This is a genomic window from Phyllobacterium sp. MT110, assembly GCF_058792715.1.
On record NZ_JBXAFE010000003.1, the window covers coordinates 91186 to 113901 of the forward strand.

Below are 22716 nucleotides of genomic sequence, written 5' to 3' on the forward strand. Positions count from 1 at the left end.
TCACCGTCTCCGCTGTCGCCATGCCGCCTGCGCAAGCAGACTGCGCAATTGCGGCGCGGTTTCCTGGGCGGATGAAACCGGCAGCATCGGCAGTCCGAGTTCGACCTGCCAGGCGAGAAGGTTGCGTCCGCGTTGACGCGCGAATTCACCGATCGCGCTTCGCATCTGGGGCCGCTGGAATGCCAGTTCGGCTTGCGTGGAGCCTCCGCTGACGACGATCCCGCCGCTGGTCGGGAGTTGAAGCAGAAAAGGATCGTAGACCAGGATTGCCAGCACATCGTTGTGCGTCGCGAGCCGCAGCAGCATGTCCTTGGTCGCATCGGTATGGCCGTCGAAATCACTGACGATGACAATCAGATGATCGTGATCCGCTACGCTGGCGACCGCCTGGAGCGCGGCATTGAGCTGTCCACTGGACCGTCTTGCCGGCGTATCCGCCATCAATTCCTGATTCATCGCGGATATTCCGGTCGACAGGGCGAAAATGGCTTCGCGGCTGCGGTGAGGCCGCAGTTCATCAATTCTCTCGTCGTTGAAGACAAAACCGCCGACACGGTCTCCGGAACCGAATATGCGCCATGCGCAAAGCGCCGCGGCTTCCGCCGCAGTCACGGATTTCATCGAGCGGCGGCTGCCGAAGAACATGTTCGTCCTCTGATCAACGACAATAAGCGCCGGACGCTCCTTCTCCTCGCCGTAAATCCGCACGAACGGCTTTCCCGTCCGGGCCGTAACCCGCCAGTCGATGGTGCGGATATCGTCGCCCGCGTGATATTCACGCAATTCTTCAAAAGTCAGACCGCGGCCGCGCATTTTTGAGTTGTGCCGTCCGACCAAAGACTGCTGCACCGTGGTCTTCTGCAGAAATGTCAGGTTGCGGGCCACCATCTCCAGCTTGGCCAGATCGTCTACGCTGACATAAACGCCGCTTGCGGTTTTCTGCACATGGGCGGGACGCGTGACCATGGCATTCAAGCCACAGCCACGAGTTCGACGATCCGGTCGATCACTGCATCAGGTGATATACGTGCGGCGTGCGCGTCGTAGGAAAGGATGAGCCGATGCCGGAATACATCGTGAACGACGGCTTTGACGTCGTCGGGCGTGACATAGTCGCGCCCCTTGAGCCAGGCGTATGAGCGCGAAACCTTGTCCAGTCCGATCACCCCGCGCGGGCTCACGCCAACCTGCAGCCACTTGGCCAGATCCTTGTCCAGCTTCAGCGGATAGCGCGTGGCAAAGACAAGGGCCACCATATAATCCTCGACGGCCTTGGCCACGGTTACAGTGCCGATCGCCTTGCGGGCATCGAATACTGCGGAGGCACTGATTTTCCGGGCGGATTTGGCTGATTTCGCCTGTGCATTCTCCTCGCTTCGCACCAGTCGCATGATCGCTGCTTCGGACGCCTCATCCGGATATCCGACTTCGATATGCATGAGAAAGCGGTCAAGCTGGGCTTCCGGAAGAGGATAGGTGCCTTCCTGTTCGATCGGATTTTGCGTCGCCATCACCATGAAAAGGTCGGGAAGGGGATAGCTCTTGCCTCCCACCGTCACCTGGCGCTCTTCCATCCCCTCGAGCAGGGCCGACTGGACCTTGGCGGGTGCGCGGTTGATTTCATCGGCGAGGATAAGGTTGGCGAAGATGGGGCCCTGCTGAAATTTGAACTCGCCCTTGCCGCCTTCGCTGAAATAGATTTCCGATCCTGTTATGTCGGCCGGCAGCAGATCTGGCGTGAACTGCACACGCGACAGTGAAGCATCAAGATTCTTCGCCAGGCTTTTGATTGCTCTTGTTTTTGCCAGTCCCGGCAGGCCTTCGACAAGAAGATGTCCGTTGGCCAGGAGGCCAAGCAACAGGCGTTCAACCATCGCATGCTGGCCAATGATGGACTCGCCAATGTGCTTGCCAAGGAGTGTAATGTCGTTACGTGCGGTCATTCCGTCGCTCCGCCGAAAAACCATGAGTAATATGCATTCCCGGCGACGCTTCCGCGCAACTGCGCGGCATTGCGCTGCCACCCCGCCCGGTCGCCGTTATAGGCGCTCAGGCCCGTCCTGTAGAATGTGTGGAGTTTGCCGCGCTCCTCCTGCATCGCCTTGGTGAAATCGGCGCTTGCGCCATCGATGACGGGCTCCTTTGCAAGGTCCATGAGTTTGGGAAGCGTGACCGCGAACGAGTCAGGGCGCACCCAGGAGCCATACTCGATGCGAGGGTAGTCGTCGGTAACCGCCACCGCATCGCCGGCGTACGTCTCAAGTGCCGCCCGGTCGGTTACCCACGTCGCCATCAGTCCGGCAAGGGAATTCACGCCCACTTCCGCGAGGGCCTGTTTGACATCGGGCTGGTCGAACCGGGCCTGCATGCGCGGGAGGTCGAAACGCAGCGGTTCCTGCGAGCCGACCAGCATCATTTCATGAAGTTCGGTGGTCCAGAGCCCGGCATGCGGAAACACGTCGAGGAAACTGCGCACCAGGGACCGGGTGTCCTCGTCATTCTGGGTGGGAAGGGGCAACCATTGCGCCACCAGCCCGCCGCTTCGCAGCCTGGAAGACGCGAGGCGATAGAAGTCTGTCGAGTAGAGATTTGCCACGCCCGCTGCTGACGGGGGCGGGGGTTCGAGCGTTATCAGGTCGTACCTGTCGGAGCTTGCAAGCAGTTCGCGCCTTCCGTCGCGCAGACGGATATCCAGTCGTGGATCGGATGCGGCATGATTGTTTCCGGCGAACAGGTTTGTCGCCCGCGTGACGGCTGGCAGAAGTTCGGCTGCGACCCTCCGTTCGAGGCCGTGATAAGTCAGCACGGCACCCGCCGTGATGCCGGTGCCCAACCCGATGACAAGAGCCGATTGCGGCTGCTGCTGCATGCTGATTAAAGGTATCAGCGCCTGAAGCCGCATGTAGCGCAGTGACGGCAGTGAATCCCCGGTGTTGGAAACGCCCTGAATGTAAAGTCTCCTGAATTTCTTGTCGCCTCCCTGCTCGAGGACAGCCACCGCCGCGCCGAGGCCTTCTTCGTAAAACACCAGCTTGCCGCCGCGCGATTGGGCCAGGAGATCCGCAAAGCGTGTCGAGGGGAGCAGAAAGGTGAGGGCCACGGCGATGGCGCAGAACGCCAGTGCTGCCGCGCGATGCCAGGCAACGGCAGCGATGTTCCGGTAGACGGCGATGATACCAATTGCCGTCGCAATGACAGCGAGAAGCCCGAGCGAGCCGATAAAGCCAAAGCTGGGGATCAGAAAAAATCCTGTCAGCGCAGTTCCAACTATGCTTCCCAGGGTGTTCCAGGCACTGACAAGTCCCACGCTGCGGCCTGTGCGGCCATCCCGTGCCACAATTTTCAATACGACCGGAAATGCCGCACCCAGGAGGACGGTGGCGGGCAGCACGGTCGTGAATGCAGCTATCGTGAACCTGGCGGACATTCCGGCGAGCTGGCTACCGGTGAGGTTCAGAACCCAGTATTCGGCCAGCGATTGTGCCGTAACGATCCAGTTTCCCAACAGTGCTGTCGAGATCAGGGCGGCAAGCCCGGCTCCGGAAAGAAGAAGACCCAGCATGCTCCACAGGTTTTTCAAACGATCGATTTTGCCTGCCATCACAGCAGAACCGAGGGAAAGCCCGAACAGATACGTCGCCAATACGATGGCGAAGGCAAAGCTTCGGGTGCTCATGAATTGAACAATGGACTGGGTCCATACAACCTCATAGCCGAGAGCTACCGCGCCTGCGACAGTATAAAGCGCGAGTGCGAGACGCACATCGCCGCTGTGGGGCTGGGAATTCTGGACGGTCTGCCCCGCGGGAGGGGCGCGTCGGGGAATGGCCCACGATCCTGCGGCAGCGACAATGCTGCAAGCGGCGGCGACATAGGCTGCACCTGAAATACCCAATGAGGGGATCAGTATGAACGCGGCAGCGAGCGTGCCCGCAATCGCACCGGCGGTGTTGGCGGCGTAGAGGCGACCGCCCGCCGAACCGATATTGTTGCTGATCGATGTCACCGAGCGCATCAGAGCCGGCAGTGTGCCGCCCATGAGAACCGCCGGAGTTCCGATGAGAATGAAGACGGTCGACCAGGCGATAACCGGCGAGAACGTTTCGAGCTTCACGAACGGCAGGGCATAATGTGAAAGTAATATTGTTAAACCAATGCCGCAGAATGCCACTGCCGCTTCGAGCCCGGCATAGAGAGCAAGCGGGTTTGCGAACCTGTCAGCCTGCCTGCCGAATGCAATGCCGCCAAGCGCCAACCCTCCCATGAATGCTGCCACTCCCGCGGTCACGGCATAAACATCCACGCCGACCACAAGCGACAACTGCCTGATCCATACGACCTGGAATACCAGAGACGAGAATCCGGAGAGAAACAGCAGCAATATGGCGATAGACAGCGATGCGCCGACGGCAGCGTGGCTCTCAGCCATGTCGCTTGCATTGTCGCGAAAGTGCCTATTCGGCTGCAGGTCCGCATTGGCGGTCATCAGGAAGCCTCCTTGCATAGTGAGAGGAAGAGGCCGCCAGAGGCGGCCTCTCCAGGATTATTTGGCTTTCTTTTGTTCCGCAGCTTTCTCGAGAGCTTCGTCGATCTTTTTGTGGACAGACTCTTCCACCTGGTCGACCGAGAAGCTCGCTGGCTTCTGACTCGGCGGATATTCGACGAAAGTCTCGAGGAATACCGTTGCCTTCATGGTGGCAATGGCAACGAGATAAGCATTCTTTACCAGCCAATCATTATATTGATCGGAGGTGATATCGGCGCGCTCGTAAGGATCCATGCGCAGATTGAAGATCTTCGGCAACCGCAGGCAAACCAGTGGATCCTGCCAGATGTTGAGATTACCGGGTGCGCGCTGCTCGCAGAAGACGGCCTTCCAGTTGTCCCAACGCATGGCGACGAGTTTCGCATCGTCGTCGAAATAGAAGAATTCGTTGCGCGCGCCCTTGGGTTGTTGCCCCTCCAGGTACGGCAACTGATTGTACCCGTCGAGATGCACCTTGAATGTCTTTCCGCCAACGTCCGTGCCTTTCAGCAGGCGATCCTTGATGTCTTTATCGCCAGCCGCAGCAAGAAGTGTCGGAAACCAGTCCAGCCCGGAGAACATCTCGTTGCTGACACTGTCTGGCTTGATTTTGCCGGGCCAGCGGATCATCGCCGGGACGCGGAACGCGCCTTCCCAGTTGGAATCCTTTTCACTTCTGAAGGGGGTCATCGCGGCATCCGGCCACGAGAACATGTTGGGGCCGTTGTCGGTGGCATAGACAACGATCGTATTCTTGGTAAGGCCTTCGTCATCCAGTGTCTTCAAGAGCTTGCCAACATCCTGGTCATGCTCCCACATGCCGTCGGCATATTCGTTGCCGGGCATACCGCTTTTGCCGCGGTATTCTTCGCGAACGTGGGTAAAGACGTGCATACGGGTGGTATTCATCCACACAAAGAACGGCTTGTCTTCCTTGCCGTGCTTCTTGATGTAGTCGATTGCAGCACCCGTCGTTTCGTCGTCAATCGTCTCCATACGTTTGGTGGTGAGCGCGCCGGAGTCTTCGATTTTGCCGTCAGCGGTCGCTTTCAGCACGCCGCGCGGTGAGAAGTTTTTCACGAACGGATCGTTCGGGTCCTTGGGCCAGTACGGGCGTTCCGGCTCCTCCTCAGCATTCAGGTGATAAAGATTGCCGAAGAATTCGTCGAAGCCGTGGTTCGTCGGAAGATACTGGTCCTTGTCACCAAGATGGTTCTTGCCGAACTGGGCCGTGTTGTAGCCGAGCGGCTTGAGGGCCTGGGCAATAGTGATATCCCGATCCTGCAGGCCGACTGGAGCGCCGGGCGCGCCAACTTTGGAGAGGCCGGTGCGCAAGGGTGATTGGCCGGTGATGAATGACGAGCGGCCTGCGGTGCAGCTGTTCTCGGCATAATAGTCCGTGAACATCATGCCTTCCTTGGCGATGCGGTCGATATTCGGGGTCTGATAGCCCATGAGCCCGCGTGTATAAGCACTGATATTGGACTGGCCGATATCATCGCCGAATATGACAAGAATATTGGGTTTGACCGCCTCTTGCGCATAGGCAGGCTGAGTGCCCTGCCATTGAGAGAACGAGATGGCGGTGAAAGCCGCCGCGGTTGCCAAAAGCACTGTCTTGGCTCTGATTCCTCGCGGTATGCAGGCGCTCCACAAGGACGCTCGCTTGTGCTTGGGGTCAGCTGTCATGATGATTCAACCTCCTGTTGCAGATTGTAGGTGTGGCTCACTTCGTGGTCTCCCGGTAGGGTTGGTGGACCGGCCGCAAAGCGCGGGTGGAAGTATCGTTTCGTACCCTTGAAGTTGCCGGAAGTACGTTACTGTTACGAATGAGGTTCAGAGCGCGACCAATCGTGGCTTGCGACTGTAAAGCGGCTGACACGTGTGAAGTGACGGGTGGAATTTACTTCCCGAGCGCAAACTGAAAATTGACCCCGGCGAACACCTGCCACTCGGGATTGCCGGCGCCATGGTCGAACACCGTATACTGAGGCTCGACGAACGCATTCATCGTAACCTTGTCGTTGACTTGGAACACTTTGCCGACGCCGAGCCCGACAGGGATCGAGTAGTTTCCGCTTTCCAGATCAAAGTTCCAGGTGGCCGTGGAGCGGAGATAGAAGCCATCTTTCAGATTGAAATTGACGATCGGCTGGAATGTTGCAAGGGAAACATCCTCGCGGCTCTCCGGGCCGGCAAACGAGGTTTGATAGGTGGCCAATCCGGCGATCAATCCCCAGGTCTGGGGAGCGACAACCACACCAGCGGCACCGACCTGCCATTTGCCCGATCCAAGCACGTCATCCGTCGCCGTCGGCAGCACGACGAGAGGGCCTAAACCGAAAGACACCTTTTTTCCGGGAACCAGAAAGAGGTCCATCAGGGTGAGATCGCCGAGCCCTGTGCTGTACCCCGCCGGAAATTCCGGCGCTGTCGCGACAGGCAGCGTGAACCGGAGCAGCTGCGGAGCACCGAACATGTCTGATGGTATCAGGCCGCGCAGCAGGAACTGATTGGCATACCGGTTGCCCGGCAACCCGGAAAGCTCGGGCACGTAGTAGTCATGCAAATTGATGGTTATCTTGGGCGTGAGCGGGTTGTTGGCAGCATTCACATCCTCATGTTGTTGGGCAAAAGAACAGGTGGCGGAGAGAATACTGGCCGCAACGGCTGTCATAAGGGTGATAAATTTCATGAATGACTCTCCGCGTTTGATTGCGGAAGGATATTCACGACCTTGTCCGGATGTGAGTACGTAACTGTTACATTCACCCAATGTGTATTGTCCGGATAAGTAACCGTAACGTACTGCCATATTATTTTTGCCGATACATCATGTATCAGGCTGGCTGCTCGCTGGAGCATGCCAGACCGATACGGGGCGGGTCAGACGAAAGTGATTCAGATGGCGTCGGCACAGCGAGGACTTTGGAAGTTGATGCTGAAGCTGCCTGCGCTGCGGGGGCAGCTGCAAATGGAGAGCGCGAAAAACAAGGCACTCATGGGACTGTGCGACGCGTTTGACGATGCGACAACTGCCCTTGACCAACTGAACCGTGATCCAAGGTCAAATGCAGACCTGATCAAGGAGTATGAAACCATTTGCTCCGAAATCGAGAGCGAAGTCATTGATTTATGTATAAATCTGAAAAGCCGGTCCATTTAGCGGAAAGTATGCTGTTCAGGGGCGGACCTTAACGCCCCAGCTTCGTGGATCGGGCAGGGGTTCCCGCCGGCTCCCGGCTGGCGGGTTTTCCAAGCCGACCTGCGCCCTGTGGCAGCCGCTATTGCTTCTTGATGAACTTATCCAGTGAATAGGAGAACGTCAGCCCGAAGAAGACCTTCCAGTCCGGCGCGATACCTTCACTGGCTACGGTATATTGCGGCTCAACAAACGCGTTCATTTTCAGATCATCGGTCAGCTGAAACATCTTTCCAACGCCAAGACCAACGGGAATTGCCCAATTGTCATTCTCGAAATTGTACGTCCACGACGCTGTCGACTGCAGATAGAAACCGTTGGGCAGGTTATAAAAAATGAACGGCTGAAACTCAGCCAGTTCGACATCAGCCCGGTCCTCATCTCCCGCGAATGATTTCTGATAGGTGCCCAGGCCGCCGATAAGCCCCCAGTCGCGCGGTACGACAAACGCGCCCGCCGCACCTGCCTGCCATTTGCCGCTGCCGAAACGGTCCTCGCTTGCGGTGGGAAAACTGAACAGGGGACCGACACCGAACGCCCAGCCCTTCTGCTCGAAAACCGGAATGTCGAACACGACGAGATCACCCCAACCGGATGTGTGTCCGCCGCCAAGCGTGGGCTCCGTGATGTACGGCATGGAAAACCGGAAAAGATTGGGGGTATCGAAGATCATCGCGGGCACCATGCCGCGCAGCCAGAATGCATTGCCATCGACGCTGACCGGTCCGCTGGTCGGCGGGTAATAATAGTTATGAAAATTGAGCGTTATGGCAGGATTCAGAGGATTGTTGGATTTGTTTAGCTCGTCGCTGGAAACCTGTTGCGCCGTTGCTGCAGTACATTGCATCGCAGCGAGCAGAGTGAGATTCAGTACGGCGGCTGATTTCATGAGGCTGGCCTTCAGTTGGCGGATCGTCAGGACAACCTAGTGCAGCAGGCATGAGCCTCTAAAGTACGTTACGGTTACACATTCAACTGAACCGTGGCGCTCGGGATTTGGGCGTAACCGTAACGTACTTCTCACCGGGGGCGGACGGATGGCATCCTGAACCATGAAAAGAGGGCTCTCCCAGGATTCAGAAGCAAGGCTGATAACGATGCGTGTTCGATATTCTTTGTCAGCAGCAGTTCTGCTGGTGTCCGGATTTGTCACGGCCCAGGTCAGTGCCTATGCCGATGACGCTGACGAACTGGCGAAAAAGGTGTCAAATCCCGCTTCGTTCATGATCAGTGTTCCGGTTCACAGTGACAGTGATTTTGCGAACAGCAGTGCCGGTCACGGCTTCTATCAGACCTTGGACATCGAGCCCGTGATCCCGTTTTCGCTCAATGCGGACTGGAATCTCATCTCGCACACGGACATACCATTTGCCTATTCCGACCCGGCAGGACCTGACGCTGGCCGTTTCGGGCTGGGGGACATAAGCCAGAACCTGTCGTTCACGCCGTCATCGCACGGAGCGTTTATCTGGGCATTTGGACCGCAGTTGTCGTTCCCGACTGCGACCAATACGATGTTCGGCTCCGGCAAGTTTTCGGCGGGGCCGTCCGGACTGCTGCTGCTTCAAACCGAGAATGTGACGACCGGAGCGTCCTTCGATCACATGTGGTCGCTCTTCGGGTCATCTGGAAGACCCGATGTCAACCAGTCGGAAGTCCAGCCTTTCATCGCATGGCACATCGGAAAGGGCCGGACGATATCCGCCAGCCTGGACGCGTCCTATGACTGGACCGGCGGGAACTGGAGCCTCCCGGCCTCCGTATCCTTTTCCAAGATTGTCAAGATCGGCGAGCAGACGGTGAGCCTTTCGATCGGCGGAAAATATTGGATTGAAGGACCGGATCAGTCACCGGAGTGGGGCATAAAATCGGGAATTACCTTCCTGTTCCCCAGTGGCCGGACGAAGCCATAGCCTCAAGATCCGCCTGTGTTGCGGGATGCAGCTTGGACATAACCGGATTGACGCTGTTCGCAGATGGAAGTGGGAAGGAGATCGCTTCGCACCCGATGCAATCTCTCACCTACGCTTGCTGTTACGGTTACGTACTTTCGCACATCGCGTGATTTTGCTTCGTTCAGCTTGGAATATCTGAAGCTGCTGGTGATCGTTGGAAGCCATGTCGCCGCCATCATCGCTACGGCCAGCCGATGAACCGGAGCACCGGATCAACCCATGGACTGCACGTGAAACTGAGTGGATAGGATCGAGACATGTCAAACAGATTTATCGTTTTGGGTGGGGCGGCCATCATCGCCCTTCTTGCACTGAGCGCCGCCGGGCGTGCCGAGACCATCAGCTATGGCGATGCCGTCACGACACTTGCCAATGACTGCGGTCCGGATATCAAAAAGTTCTGTGCCGGCCTGAACCTTGGCAATGGGGTCATTGCAAACTGTCTTGCGAAGAACGCTGCGAAGATTTCGCCGAAATGCACGTCATCGTTCAACGCGGTGGCTGGTTCCATCGGGCAGCGCCGGGAAGCCCAGACCGCCTACTTCAACGTCTGCAAAGGCGACATCGCCCGGCATTGCCGCGGTATCAAGGGCGACGGCTACCAGCTGTCCTGCCTGATCAAGACACAGAAGATCGTCAGCGGCGAATGCAATCAGGCAATCACCAACGCCGGATGGCGGTGAACCATGCGCCCCACAGGAGAAAAGACAATGTTCGCTCGTCGACTTGGCATCATCATCGCAGCCGGTATCATGTTCCAGCCCATCGGCGCCTCTGCGCAGGAAGTGACCCAGCAGCGGATCACCGCCAGCCTTGGCAAGGTCACGAAAGCCGCTCCAATCATCGATGTCGAACTGCTTCGGCAGGAGGCGCTTGGCAACCCCGGACAGAACCTGCAAACGCTGCCGAACTGGAACAAGGTCAGCAAACTTCCGCAGATGCTCGTCGAGCTCAATTTCGACAACAACTCCGTTGCGATCGAGCCGCGCTCCTACCGGACAATCGGACTGCTCGCCGATGCGCTCCACCATCCCAACCTGTTGAAGTACAAGTTCCTCATTGTCGGACATACGAGTTCGACCGGTGACGCCAAGCACAATCTTCAGCTCAGCCAGGAGCGAGCGGACGCCATCAAGGACGCCCTTGCAACGACGTTTGCAATCGAGCCCGGACGGCTGTTTGCGGTCGGTGTCGGACAGGAATATCCGATCGAAGGGTCCAATCCGACAGCGGCAGACAACCGCCGGGTCCAGCTCTTCAACCTCGGGACTTTTACCGCCGTGAAGAAATAGCAGATGCGCGCTGCGGGTGATTGCGATCATTCGCAGCGCGTCCGGCAAATGGCCGGCGTCTTGACCTTGGTTCCCGACGAGAGCTGGAAGCCGGTTGATGCATGAAGATAATCCATATCGCTCCGGAGGTGGGAAGACAGTACGGATTCCTGCCGATTCACAATTGGGAGTATTGTCGCTGCGACAGTATTCTTCAATTTGTATTGGTTTGTATTTATTGGAGGATGTCGCAGTTTCACCAGTAAGGGTTATCAGCTGAATTATGTATAGACTGCATAATAAATTTTGTGCTGATCAACACCGCCGCTTTATAATGTAATATTTTCATATACGGATAGATCTACTTTATAGATCCAGCAAGGGACATCGAATCACGAAAGCTCCCATGATTTTGTTCGGATATGACAATTGAGGATATTACGCAGACATGGCGACCGCTGGGGCATTAAACTGATACCCGATCTGCTTCGACGTTGCGGCTTGATAGCGCCACGCGGAAACGCACTCTCGAACGGCAATCACGCCGATGCGTCGGGATTGCCGCTGTCGTCTTACGGCTTTTTTATGCTGCTAAGCGTTTTTGTTATCGTCATGGTTTTCGTCGTCGGCGCTTTTGAAAGCCGGGGAAGAATGATCTCCCAGGCGGAAATCGAGTTGCGGCAGAAAACAGCTTTGCTTGAGGCCTATGTCGGCAAGATTCTGGAAGCCAATGACATGGTGCTGAACGACCTTGCAGCTGAAGTCGGTGCGATCCCCTGGGCTGAAATTGCCGCTTCAGAGCGGGTTTCAGAACATTTGGCAACCCAGAAGCAGTATTTGAAACACTCGGGCGTTATTGCGTTGGTTAATGCGGAGGGTTTGCTTGTATCCTACAGCGAAGGCTTTCCGGCAAAGTCCCTGAATGTATCCGACAGGGATTACTTTCGTTTCCATCGCGACGATACATCGGACGCGACGTTCATGGGCGAGCCATTGATTGGGCGTGTGTATGGAAAGCCGTCTTTGACCATGAGCAAAGCGCTTCGCCGTCCCGGCGGCAAGTTCGATGGCTTGATATTGATCACAATGCCCATCGATTATTTCTCAAGATTGTTCAATGGCGCTGCCTCCCAAACGGATGCCACCCAATTGCTGCGTGTGAACGGCAATGTCGTGGTGAATGTTCCGTTCTGGGAGGGGAGTGCAGCCGCGCCGGCATGGTTTGCGGCGGCAATTGCCAGGAACCCGGAGTCGGGCGAAGTTCATCGTGTTACGTCATCGGAAGGAATCGACCGCATCGTCGCTTATCGAAAAGTTCTCGACTTCCCGTTTTATGTGACATACGGAATCGATGAGAATGCCCTGATGGAGGGCTGGCGGCAATCGGTTCGCATCTACAGCCTGGTATTGGGGACGGCATTGGCTGCCTTTATAACGACGGCATGGTTCGCGCGCAGTCGTTCAATCGCCTTGCTGCGCTCAAACCAGTCGCTCCGGGAGGTTGGCGAAAAGCTTCTCGTTTCGCAGGATGAAGAGCGGCGTTCCATTGCAAGAGACCTGCACGATTCGACAGGTCAGCATCTGATAGGCGCGGCCATGGAACTGGAAAATCTTCGATCCAATCTGCCAGAGCTTAACGCGGAATCGTCGTCGGCATTGTCCCGCACGGCCCAGTTGATTACGCTCAGCAACAATGAATTGAGGACGCTTTCCTATCTGCTGCATCCTCCCATGCTGGATGAATCCGGGCTGCCGAATGCTTTGGAACTCCTCATCGCAGGATTTGAGGAACGAAGTGGCATGGATATCGAACTGCGGGTCGATCCCGTTCTTGGCGTAAAACGGCCGCCGGCCGGTGTCGAACTTGCCCTTTTTCGAATTGTGCAGGAAGCCCTGACCAACATCTACCGGCATTCCAAAGCGACAAAAGCTGTCATCAGGCTCGTCCGGAACAGCTCGACGACAGATTCGCGTCTTTCCTTGACGGTGAGGGACAATGGTGTCGGCATCGAACGACGCAAGCGCGTCAGCATAGGTGTTGGCCTGTCCGGCATGGAGGCGCGTCTTCGACCGCTGAACGGCACGCTCGATATCTCGACAAGCAAACAGGGTACGACGATCTCGGTACAGGTATCTGGCTAGAGCGAGATCGCCGTTTGCTGTACAGGGTCTATTTCTTCAGTTTTTTCGCGTAGTCCGCGTAAATCTGATCAGCCATTTGGCGGAGTGATCGTCCAATATTGGCGTACTCATATTCATTGAGATTGGCGAGCGATACACGCCCCGCGGGTTGACGCGTGCCAAAACCGCTGCCCGGAAGAAGGACAATGCCGGTATCGTTGGCAATGCGGAACAGGAGCTCGGTGGGCGCGACATTCTTTTTAACCCAATCCGCAAAGGCATCGCCATATAGTCTTCTGGTAATGTCTTCGAGATCGAGCAATGTGTAATAATCGACCGCGTTCTCGTCCGGTTGAGGCGACAGGCCGAGTTCACGATAAAGCGCGGCCTCGCGGCGGCGGATGAGTTTCTTCAGCTCCGCCTTATAGCCATCACTCTCGTCCATGAGCGCGAAGAGCGAGAACAGGACCATCTGGATCTGCTGGGGCGTCGACAAGCCGGCGGTGTGGTTCAGCGCCACGGTGCGGCTGTCGGCGACCAGCCGGTCGAGGAAATTGAGCTTCGACACGTCAGGCACCAGTGTCGAATACCGTTCTTCCAGTTCCTTGCGGTCCGATTTTGGCAGATCCTTCAATTTTGCATCAAAGATATTTCCCTGCTGTGCCGCAATGACGCCAAGACGCCAACCCGTTGCACCGAAATATTTGGAGAAAGAATAAACCAGCAGCGTGTTGGCCGGGCAGGTGGCAAAGAGAGATTTAAAATCATCGGCAAAGGTGCCGTAAACATCATCCGTAAGGATCATCAGATCGGGGCGCTTTTCCGCGACGATCTTTGTGATCCGTTCCAGGCTCCGGGTGTCGAGCTTGACCGATGGGGGATTGCTTGGATTGATGCAGAAGAAGATCTTGATGTCCTTGTCGAGAAGCTTGTCCAGTTCTTCATCGGGATACTGCCACCCCGCAGCGGGATCGGCATTGATGTGAACCTGCTTCAGCCGATAATCGTTCAGCTCAGGTATTTCGATGTAGGGGGTGAAGGCGGGCATGCCGATAGCGACTTTATCGCCGGCCGCAATGAGCTTGTTCTGTTTCAGCGAGTTGAAGATGTACGTCATCGCAGCCGTTCCACCCTCGGTTGCGAACAGATCGATATCGCTTGAGGTCAGGAAACCGCCGATCATTTCCTTGACGATATAGTGCTTGACGATCTCTTCGCTCATTCGAAGCATGCGCGGCGGTACCGGATAGTTGCTGCCGAGAATCCCCTCGACAGCCTCGTGCAGGAAGTCGGAGGCTGAAAGGCCAAGCTGGTCACGCACATAGCTGAGGGCGCGTCCCAGGAAAACCACGCCGGGCTGCGCGCGATGTTCGGAAATGAACCGCTCGAAACGGGCTTCGATCCCTTCAATCTTCGGCAGACCGCCGACGCCATTCTGCATATAGGAAAAGGACAGTTCTGCTTCAGCAACCGCAAACAAGCCGAGGCGGAAAAAGGCGCGCCGCGGCAAAGTTGCAAGGAAGTTCGGATTGCCGCGGCCGGCATTGAGGATCAACCGGTTTTCCCGCGCTGAGGCAACTTTGATAAGGGCATCCTTCAATTCGAAGGGGCTGAGCTTGGCGTATTGGCTGTAATCGGTGCGGGGCATGATTGTCTCCTCAAGCAAATGCGACGACCAGAGGGCCGAGCAGGGTCAGGAACACGTTGGCAAGGGCGTAGGTTATGGCGAAGGGTGCCGTGGGAATGGAATTCCCGGCCTTGTCGAGAATTTCCCCGAAGGCCGGGTTGGCGCTGCGCGAGCCGGAAAGGGCACCGGCGAAAATAGCCGTGTTGTCATATTTCAGGACATAGCGGCCAAACAGCATGGTGATGATCAACGGCAGGATCGTCACAACGACGCCGATGAGGAAAATGGAAAGGCCGCTCGTCGCGATCGTTTGCACCGCCTGCAGGCCGGATTGAAGTCCCACGACCGCAACAAAACCTGCCAGCCCGAGATCGCGCAGAAGCGTCGATGCGCCGGTCGGCATATTGCCGATCGCGAGGTTTCGGCTGCGATACCAGCCGAAGAGAAGACCTGACAGCAAAGCGCCGCCGCCGCTGCCAAGCGTCAATGGTATGGAGCCGATACGAAGGACAATCAGGCCGACAAGCAAGCCGGCTACCAGGCCCAATCCATGGAAGACGAAATCCGTCTTATCGCTCGGCAGAATGACCGTGCCGATCGATCTGGCCGCGCGTTGTAAATCCTGATCCGTGCCATAGAGCGTGACGACATCGCCCGGCTCAATTCTGGTGTCGGGATCAAGCGGCAGGGGTTTGTCGGCACGTTTGATACCCGTCACATAGATGCCGTGGCGCAGATCCGCGGTCGCGGCCTTCTTGATCTCGGCCACAGTCTTGCCGATGAATGCCGGGCTGTTGATTGTCACGTCGCGTGTGACGACAACGATATCCATGCCCTCGGACGATTGCAATTCGGTTCCGATGGCTTCGGCCGCATTGACGACGCCGGCCCGTCTGCCAACAACAAGGATGATATCGTCGGCCAGAAGCGTCAGATTGGGTTGCACGCCGATCAGTGCGCCGGCGCGCTTGATCCGTTCGATGGTAAACGCCGCGTCGCTCGCGCCGGCATTCTCAACCTCGACAACTGTCTGCCCTGCTGCCTTGCCAACACGATAGATGCGGCCAACGAGATCGGGTGCAGCCGGGTGTTCTCCCGGTCCATACATCTGCGCGCCAGCCAGCAGCGCGGCCTGAGCTTTGATCGCATCGTCCCTGATGCTGCGGCCCATGAGCTTTGGAAGAATATTGACGCAGACGATGATGGCGCCGAAAGAACCGAAGATGTAGGTGACCGCATATCCGACGGCCACGTTGCCTTGCAGTCTCTGCACCTCGTCTGCTGCCAGACCAAGCTTGCCGATGGCTGCGCTTGCCGTGCCGATAATAGCGGATTGCGTGAGTGCTCCGGATGCGATGCCCGCTGCCAGCCCCTTATCGAGACCAAACATTCGCGCAAGCACCACAACGGTAACAAGACCGCTGACGGCGAGAACGACAGCCATGGCAATTTCGCGCAAGGATTGGCGGCCTAACGAGCGAAAGAATTGCGGGCCGCTTTCAAAGCCGACCGCATAGATAAACAGTGCGAAGAGTACCGACTTGACCCCGTTGTCAACCGAGACTCCAACCTGGCTGATCAAAACCGCGACGAGCAGAGATCCTGCAACGCCGCCCAACTGGAACTTGCCGAACTGGATCTTACCAATCGCGTAGCCGCCGGCCAGTGACAGGAAAAGCGCGATTTCAGGTGATTGGCGAAAAACTTCATGAATCCAGTTCATCAATTCCCTCCAGTAGATGCCGCGGGTTGCTGACGTTTTCCGTGCCGAAATAGATCATCGATCTTCGAAGCTGTAAATCCTGCCCCAATCGGTCTTCATATCGACGAGCAGCCAGTTGCGGGTGCCGGCTTCTGTCAAAGCCTTGTCGAGTTTGCCGAAGTGGGAGTCGCGATCATAGGCATATTCCCTCTCTGCGTCGGTGTGGTGCACGATCATCCCGAAGCGTGGACCGTCGCCTGCCGTTGCCCAACGCAGCATCTCGTAGTCGCCGTCGGAATTCCCCGCGACGAAGATCGGGCGGTGACCGATGAACTTGTTGATGCCGACGGGTTTGCCTGCGCCATCGTCGATGAAGTCGATTTTCGGTTCACGCGTGAGGACGGGCGTGTCGCCCTCCAGAAGGTACTTGGTTTCGATACTGCTGCCGATCACCTGTTCCGGCGGAATTCCGTACATCTTCTGGGTCATCGGACGCATGAATTCGACACCGCCGCCAGAGACGATGTAGGTTTTGAAACCATTGTCCCGCAGATAGTCGAGAAGTTCGCGCATCGGCAGGAACGTGATTTCATTGTAAGGGCGCTTGAACTTTGGGTGTCTTGCCGTCGCGAACCAATCGGTAACGATCTTGGAGAATTCGTCCGTCGTCATCCCCGCATGCGTTGCCATTCCCAGTTCGACAATGCCTTTTTCGCCCGCGCTGGCCAGGCCTGCAAGATTGCCTTCCAGAATGGATTTGAATGGTTCCTTTTCCTTCCATTCCGGATGTTCCGGAGCGAGAACCTTGACGCGATCGATCATGAAACCGAGCTGGAAATAGAATGGCTGCTCGGACCATAGGGTTCCGTCATTATCGAAAACGGCAATGCGATCCGCAACCGGAACGAAACCCGATCCCTCCGTTGTCACCTTTTGAACGAATGCGACGATTGCAGCTTTCGCACGGCCCTCGCGCCACGAAGGCAGCGCATCCTGGCTGAGCGCCAGTGTCGGAACAGCGGTAATCAGAATGGCTGCGAACAGCCCGGCGAGCCTGGCAAGTCTGGTCACGGAATGCTCCATTCTAGGCGATTAAGGGCGTTTAACGCACCGGAAGCCAACATGGCTGGTGGAAGTGTCTTCCGGCTCGGCGTGTCTGGCCGCCGGACGGTAACGCCTGCAATAATTCGGAGCACAAAGGTGCGAACCACCCTTGAGAACTCTTCGCGGTATCCGGATTGCAGGCTGCCGCGGATCAAAGCTCATTTCGATCGCACCACCGTGGGGATTAACAGGGATGCAGCACGCCTTGGCTGCAGGTTCGGGATGGCGCGTCGACCAGAAATCGCTCGTCCATTCCCAAACATTGCCGATCATGTCGTAGACACCATAGCCGTTCGGCGGAAAGCTTGTGACGGGGGAGGTCCGGTCGTTGCCTTTGGAGCGAAGGTTGTGGTGGGGAAAAATACCTTGCCAGGTGTTCGCCATCAGTCGGCCGTCAGGTGCAAGTTCGTCGCCCCAGGCAAATTCAGCGTCGTCAAGCCCGCCGCGCGCGGCAAGTTCCCATTCAGCCTCAGTCGGCAGATCCATGCCGGCCCAGTCGGCGTAGGCCTTGGCATCGCACCAGGCAACGTGAACGACCGGATGATCGAGTTTCCGTTTCAAATCGCTCTTACGCCCGTACGGATGTCGCCAGTCGGCGCCGAATTTGAAGGTCCACCATTGGTTTATGTCCGAGCTGGTGACCGGTTCGCTGGGAGGGTCGAACATGAGCGACCCTGCCTTGAGCATGTGCGGCAACGCCCCGGGATAGTCCTTCGGGTCTGGCGCCTTTTCAGCAAGCGTAACATAGGAGGTCGCTGCAACGAACTCCCCGAACTGCCTGTTGGTGACAGGCGTGGCGTCGATCCAGAAGCTGTCAACCCGGACAGGGTGGCTAGGAGCTTCTTCGGCATAGTGCTTGTCGGAACCCATGGTGAAGGTCTTGCCAGCTATCCAGACAAGACCGTCCTCGGATATCGACGGCTCGCTTGCATCTTCCCGTTGAACTGCCACGGTCATCCTGTCTCGCCTCCACATGCATCGAGCGCAGCATCAAGAAGAAGAACGGCTGACTGAAGTACGTTACAGTAACAAATCCCGATCCGGGCGTTTGCGAACACAAAAATCGCGGATATGCGCCTATCAATGCGATGGAGGATGTTGACCATTGCGCCGTTCGGAAGACGAGGTCTGACACTCACAGGTGTATCGAAGGTGATGCCGCAGCGGCAAAGGCAAGTGAGACACCGCGGCTTTGTAACCGTTACGTACTTAGCTGATTGCTCCAGGGTATCGAAGATGGCTTCAAGCATTTGCCAAGAGCAGGCCGGTAATTGACGCCGGCGAAACACGACCGAGGTGTTGACCACCACGCATTGCCACTCCTCATCGCATTGGACGACAAAGCCCCCGGAAAACAACGGGCTGCTTCGAAGTCTCATCCGGATACGATAGTTGGAGGGTCATCAAAGGGAGCGAAATCAGACAAAGCCATGTCGGAGGTATCAGAACGGCGGGGACTGTGGAAACTGATGCTCAAGCTGCCCGTGTTGCGCGGCGAGCTCCAGGTTCTCAGTGCTCGAAACGCCACATTGCTGAGTTTATGCGAGGCATACAACGACGCGAGCTCGATGCTGGATCTGTTGCGAAGGAATGGATCAAGCGATATCAAATTGATTGCGGAGTACCAAGATATTTGCAGGGAACTTGAAGAAGAAGTTATCAAGATGTGCATCGCAGTGAATCAGAAGTGATGTGATCTTGGTTTTGCAGCTGAAATTGGCGATAAGTAATTATAAATGATTAGGCAGCGTATGCTGTAATTAAGAATTATATTGTTTGGTGTGAATATTAAGGGAATTCACTGTTTAAACCAAGGGTTTCCCCCTATACCGCAAGTGTAAAATACACTCTAACTGTACTTTGTTGTCTTTCATGGGGGATGAGTGCAATGAACGTTGACGAGATGGTCGACGCGCGGAAACTCACAGGCGTAACCGATGAAGATGCCAAAGTGGAGCTGGAACGGCTTCTTTCGGATGCACAGTTTCATTCCACGGAGCGCAACAGGAACTTTCTAAGATACGTTGCCGACGCGGTTTTCGAAGGCAACTCAGCCTCGGTGAAGGCCTATACCATCGCCGTTGATGTTTTCGGCCGTCCGTCCAGTTTCGATCCCTCCACCGATCCCATCGTCAGAATAGAAGCCACGCGCCTTCGTGCGTCGCTGGTTCAGTATTACGAGGCGCGCACGGACGTTGGAAGCGTGCACATTGAATTGCCGCGGGGTCGGTACATTCCCGTTTTCTCAAGAATAGCGGAGCTGGCGAGCGGCGTCAGTCCGGCAGAGGATGCCGCAGTCAAAGACGATGCACGCCATGTCGTGAAATCCGCGAACATCGTTTCCCTGCGAAATCTCCTGCTGTTCGGTTTGCCGATCGCTGCCGGATGCCTTGGCCTTTGGGCTTTCCTGGCGCGGGGGGCTATCTATTCCGATAAGCCGAATGTTGCGATCGAGATGAAACTTGCCGGTGATCCCTCCGATAGCGAGGCCGTTTTCATTCGCGACTACCTGATGATTGCCCTGTCGCAGTTTCATACGCTCAAACTGTCCGCGCCTGACCAGCCGCAGGCCATGGGCCGCGACGTTTCGAAGCCGACGGCAGATGTGACCTTCCTTACGTCGGACCGGCGAATGAACCGCTGCCATGTGAAGCTGAAATATCATTCCACCGCGAGCGAACGCACGGTCTGGTGGCAGGTTGTCAATCCGGCCACCGGCGAGGCTTTGCGATCCGGGGTGGAGAAGATTCTTGTCGGCAATAAAACCAATGAAGATTTGCGCCGCGAACTTGTGACCAATCTGGCCAATCGCTTTGCCGGTGCGCGGGGCGTGATCAACAGCACGGAACTGACGCGGGAACTGGCGGCGCCGACCATCGGGAACGGGTGTCTGCTTCGCGCCGCTGTCGCCATAGAGCGGCACAGCGGCAATGAAATGTGGGAAGCCAGGACCTGCCTTGAAGCCACGCTCAATGTTGCCCCGAACGATGCTGATGTGAATGCCCAATTGGCGGTTCTTCTGCTGGAGTCGACCGCGCCTGACATTGCCAATGATGCGACAGAACGTGCACTTGTTCTTGCAAACAAATCCGTCTCGCTTGCGCCGATGTCGGATCTGAGCAACTACGCGCACATGCTGGCACAATTCCGCAATGGCCAGACGGAAGCGGCCTTCGTCTCCGGTTATCGGGCAATGGCGCTTAATCCGCAGAATAGCGTCATCCCGGCCCGATTGGGCGCAATGCTCTTTGCCGCGGGACGGTGGGCTGAGGGTTCTGGACTGGCGATCAAGGCAGGCCTGATCGACGAGGTTCCGCACAGCGACGCCGGTCTGACCCTGGCCCTTGACGCATATCGGCGGGGTGAATTTGCGGAAGCGCTTTTGCGCGTGCAGCAAATGGGCCGTTCGGACGATTATGTCGCCAATATTCTTGAGTTGGCAGCCGCAGCGCAAGTCGGTGATACGGAAACGGTTGGCGAGGTTGTCACCCGGCTCAAATCGCGCAACCGGCAATTCTGGACGACCTTTCGCGCGGAAATGGCCGCCCGCCAGTACGCGCCTGTCCTTGTAGACACCCTTGGTGCCGGCCTGATGAAGGCCGGACTGGCGCTGCCGCAATGGCCCCAAGGGGGAGCACTGGACGCAACGTCTCCTCTCGTTAGCTCGACAAATTAACAGTTACGTACTTGCCCTTGCGGCTTGCGCGACCGCTCATGCATCCATGAACGGCACCAGCAATTGTTAGGATAACAATGAGACACCTATCGTCCAAGTGCTCTATGTGTAGCCGGTGGCATAGTTCACCAGGAAACTTGTTAAAACATTTGGCGACGATTCTTCTTGCCGTCGGCGCTCTGTTGTTTGCCGCAATTACAGTCGCCCAGGCGCAGCAGACTCAGCAAGATGAGATGCGCCTCATAGCAAGGGACGCTTATGTCTATGCATTTGCTCCGATAGCCAATTATCAAACCTGGGTAAAGCAAGCCACAGAACCAAATGCGCCCGAATATGTCGGCGGCTTCAATGTCTTTCGTCACTACGCCCAGACATTCACGCCAGACAACAAGGATGTGGTTACCCCAAACAATGACACGCCCTATTCATGGGCCTGGCTGGACCTGAGGGCCGAACCTATAGTCCTCAGTGTTCCGAAAGTCCCGAAAGACCGCTATTATGTCATGCAGCTTATCGACCTTTTTACCTACAATTTCGGTTATGTCGGGGTGCGGGCGACCGGGTTCGATGCCGGCAGCTACATGATCGCGGGACCGAATTGGAGCGGTGAAAAGCCCGAAGGGATCAAGCAAGTTATCCCGGCCGAAACCGATATCGTCGGGATTCTCGGCCGCACGTCCCTGAATGGACCCGAAGACGTGGAGAACGTGAAGGCTATTCAGGCTCAATACAAGCTGCAGCCGCTGAGTGCATTTCTGGGGAAGGCGGCCGCGCCAACCGCTCCTGCAATCCAGTTTCCTCCTTACGACAAGGCCAAGGCAACAAGCCACGACTTCATCGGCTACATCAATTTCCTGTTGCAGTTCGCGCAGCCAACCGTGCCGGCTGAAAAGGACTTGATGGAACGCTTTGCCAAGATTGGCATCGGTGCAGGCAAGGCGTGGGACGCCAGAAAAGCGGATCCTGCTTTGTTGGCTGCCATTGACGAAGGCGTGGCCGACGCGCAGGCACTGATGGCCGAAACGACAAAGAAGACGCTGAGCTCCAACGGATTGTTCGGGACCCGCGACTTCATGCATGGTGACTACATGACCCGCGCCATGGGGGCTGAAATGGGACTGTACGGTAACTCCATAGAGGAGGCGTGGTACGGCGGCTTCATAGGCGACGGAGCCAAACCGTCTCAGTTGCATTTCAAGGCCGGCGAACTGCCTCCTGCGCAGTTCTTCTGGTCGTTGACGCTCTATACGCTCCCCGATCGCTTCCTCTTTGCCAACCCGATCAATCGCTATTCCATTGGCGATCGCAGCAAGGGCTTGGTGTTTGGAGCCGACAAATCGCTCACGATTTACCTCGGTCATGAGTCTCCCGGCCCTGACAAGGAAGCCAACTGGTTGCCGACGCCCGAGGGCAAATACAGTCTCGTGGCACGCATTTACGGGCCGGAACCCAAAGCAATCGACGGATCATGGAAACTGCCAGTATTGGAGCCGTCGAAATGACTGCACAAAGCATCTTCGCCATCACGGTGTG

At 56.7% G+C, this 22716-nt stretch carries 18 protein-coding genes; 8 read left to right on the forward strand and 10 right to left on the reverse strand.

Annotated elements, in window-relative coordinates; genetic code table 11:
- The 5 genes from AC1Q5O_RS15580 to AC1Q5O_RS15600 all read right to left on the reverse strand — a co-directional run bounded on the left by AC1Q5O_RS15580 (position 1) and on the right by AC1Q5O_RS15600 (position 7202).
- Positions 1-966 carry a DUF58 domain-containing protein gene (locus AC1Q5O_RS15580; RefSeq protein ID WP_492564091.1) on the reverse strand — a complete coding sequence of 322 codons (966 nt, stop codon included), beginning with the start codon at positions 964-966 and terminating at the stop codon, positions 1-3.
- Positions 967-971: 5 nt separating this feature from the next.
- Positions 972-1943 carry an AAA family ATPase gene (locus tag AC1Q5O_RS15585; RefSeq protein ID WP_492564092.1) on the reverse strand — a complete coding sequence of 324 codons (972 nt, stop codon included), beginning with the start codon at positions 1941-1943 and terminating at the stop codon, positions 972-974.
- Entirely contained in the window at positions 1940-4486 is a 2547-nt protein-coding gene (locus AC1Q5O_RS15590) for a fused MFS/spermidine synthase (RefSeq protein ID WP_492564094.1), read from the reverse strand. Before AC1Q5O_RS15590 ends, AC1Q5O_RS15585 begins: the two co-directional genes overlap by 4 nt.
- Positions 4487-4543: 57 nt before the next feature.
- Positions 4544-6214, reverse strand: a complete 1671-nt coding sequence (locus AC1Q5O_RS15595; protein WP_492564096.1) for an arylsulfatase — start codon at positions 6212-6214, stop codon at positions 4544-4546.
- Between the two features lie 214 nt (positions 6215-6428).
- Positions 6429-7202 carry a hypothetical protein gene (locus AC1Q5O_RS15600; RefSeq protein WP_464664865.1) on the reverse strand — a complete coding sequence of 258 codons (774 nt, stop codon included), beginning with the start codon at positions 7200-7202 and terminating at the stop codon, positions 6429-6431.
- Positions 7203-7430: 228 nt separating this feature from the next.
- Here AC1Q5O_RS15600 and AC1Q5O_RS15605 point away from each other — a divergent pair, with 228 nt between their 5' ends.
- The gene (locus AC1Q5O_RS15605) at positions 7431-7691 is read left to right on the forward strand and encodes a hypothetical protein (RefSeq protein WP_492564098.1); all 261 of its coding nucleotides are present in this window, start codon (positions 7431-7433) and stop codon (positions 7689-7691) included.
- Between the two features lie 118 nt (positions 7692-7809).
- Here the strand turns inward: AC1Q5O_RS15605 and AC1Q5O_RS15610 are convergent, their stop codons facing one another.
- The gene (locus AC1Q5O_RS15610) at positions 7810-8616 is read right to left on the reverse strand and encodes a hypothetical protein (RefSeq protein WP_492564100.1); all 807 of its coding nucleotides are present in this window, start codon (positions 8614-8616) and stop codon (positions 7810-7812) included.
- A gap of 247 nt (positions 8617-8863) precedes the next feature.
- Here AC1Q5O_RS15610 and AC1Q5O_RS15615 point away from each other — a divergent pair, with 247 nt between their 5' ends.
- The 4 genes from AC1Q5O_RS15615 to AC1Q5O_RS15630 all read left to right on the forward strand — a co-directional run bounded on the left by AC1Q5O_RS15615 (position 8864) and on the right by AC1Q5O_RS15630 (position 13095).
- Positions 8864-9640, forward strand: a complete 777-nt coding sequence (locus AC1Q5O_RS15615) for a transporter (RefSeq protein ID WP_492564101.1) — start codon at positions 8864-8866, stop codon at positions 9638-9640.
- 299 nt (positions 9641-9939) lie between these two features.
- Entirely contained in the window at positions 9940-10365 is a 426-nt protein-coding gene (locus AC1Q5O_RS15620; protein ID WP_492564102.1) for a cysteine rich repeat-containing protein, read from the forward strand.
- 27 nt (positions 10366-10392) lie between these two features.
- Complete coding sequence (locus AC1Q5O_RS15625) at positions 10393-10974, forward strand: OmpA family protein (protein ID WP_472459814.1); 582 nt, start codon at positions 10393-10395, stop codon at positions 10972-10974.
- Positions 10975-11382: 408 nt separating this feature from the next.
- Entirely contained in the window at positions 11383-13095 is a 1713-nt protein-coding gene (locus AC1Q5O_RS15630; RefSeq protein ID WP_492564103.1) for a cache domain-containing sensor histidine kinase, read from the forward strand.
- A 28-nt stretch (positions 13096-13123) separates the two neighbouring features.
- Here AC1Q5O_RS15630 and AC1Q5O_RS15635 read toward each other — a convergent pair whose 3' ends face one another.
- The 4 genes from AC1Q5O_RS15635 to AC1Q5O_RS15650 are packed head-to-tail and all read right to left on the reverse strand — an operon-like array spanning position 13124 to position 18464.
- On the reverse strand, positions 13124-14722 hold the full coding sequence (locus tag AC1Q5O_RS15635; protein ID WP_472459812.1) for a bifunctional aspartate transaminase/aspartate 4-decarboxylase: 1599 nt from the start codon (positions 14720-14722) through the stop codon (positions 13124-13126).
- Between the two features lie 10 nt (positions 14723-14732).
- On the reverse strand, positions 14733-16424 hold the full coding sequence (aspT, locus tag AC1Q5O_RS15640) for an aspartate-alanine antiporter (protein WP_472459811.1): 1692 nt from the start codon (positions 16422-16424) through the stop codon (positions 14733-14735).
- Positions 16425-16478: 54 nt separating this feature from the next.
- Positions 16479-17486 carry an HAD family hydrolase gene (locus tag AC1Q5O_RS15645; protein ID WP_492564105.1) on the reverse strand — a complete coding sequence of 336 codons (1008 nt, stop codon included), beginning with the start codon at positions 17484-17486 and terminating at the stop codon, positions 16479-16481.
- Between the two features lie 9 nt (positions 17487-17495).
- Positions 17496-18464 (reverse strand): formylglycine-generating enzyme family protein, encoded by a 969-nt coding sequence (locus AC1Q5O_RS15650; RefSeq protein WP_492564108.1) that lies wholly within the window; start codon positions 18462-18464, stop codon positions 17496-17498.
- 314 nt (positions 18465-18778) lie between these two features.
- On the opposite strand from AC1Q5O_RS15650, the gene AC1Q5O_RS15655 reads away from it, so the two are divergent.
- The 3 genes from AC1Q5O_RS15655 (at position 18779) to AC1Q5O_RS15665 (ending at position 22685) form a co-directional block, all read left to right on the forward strand.
- On the forward strand, positions 18779-19198 hold the full coding sequence (locus AC1Q5O_RS15655; protein WP_492564110.1) for a hypothetical protein: 420 nt from the start codon (positions 18779-18781) through the stop codon (positions 19196-19198).
- A gap of 197 nt (positions 19199-19395) precedes the next feature.
- The gene (locus AC1Q5O_RS15660) at positions 19396-21183 is read left to right on the forward strand and encodes a hypothetical protein (protein WP_492564111.1); all 1788 of its coding nucleotides are present in this window, start codon (positions 19396-19398) and stop codon (positions 21181-21183) included.
- A gap of 149 nt (positions 21184-21332) precedes the next feature.
- Positions 21333-22685, forward strand: a complete 1353-nt coding sequence (locus AC1Q5O_RS15665) for a DUF1254 domain-containing protein (RefSeq protein WP_492564113.1) — start codon at positions 21333-21335, stop codon at positions 22683-22685.
- Positions 22686-22716: the final 31 nt, after the last annotated feature.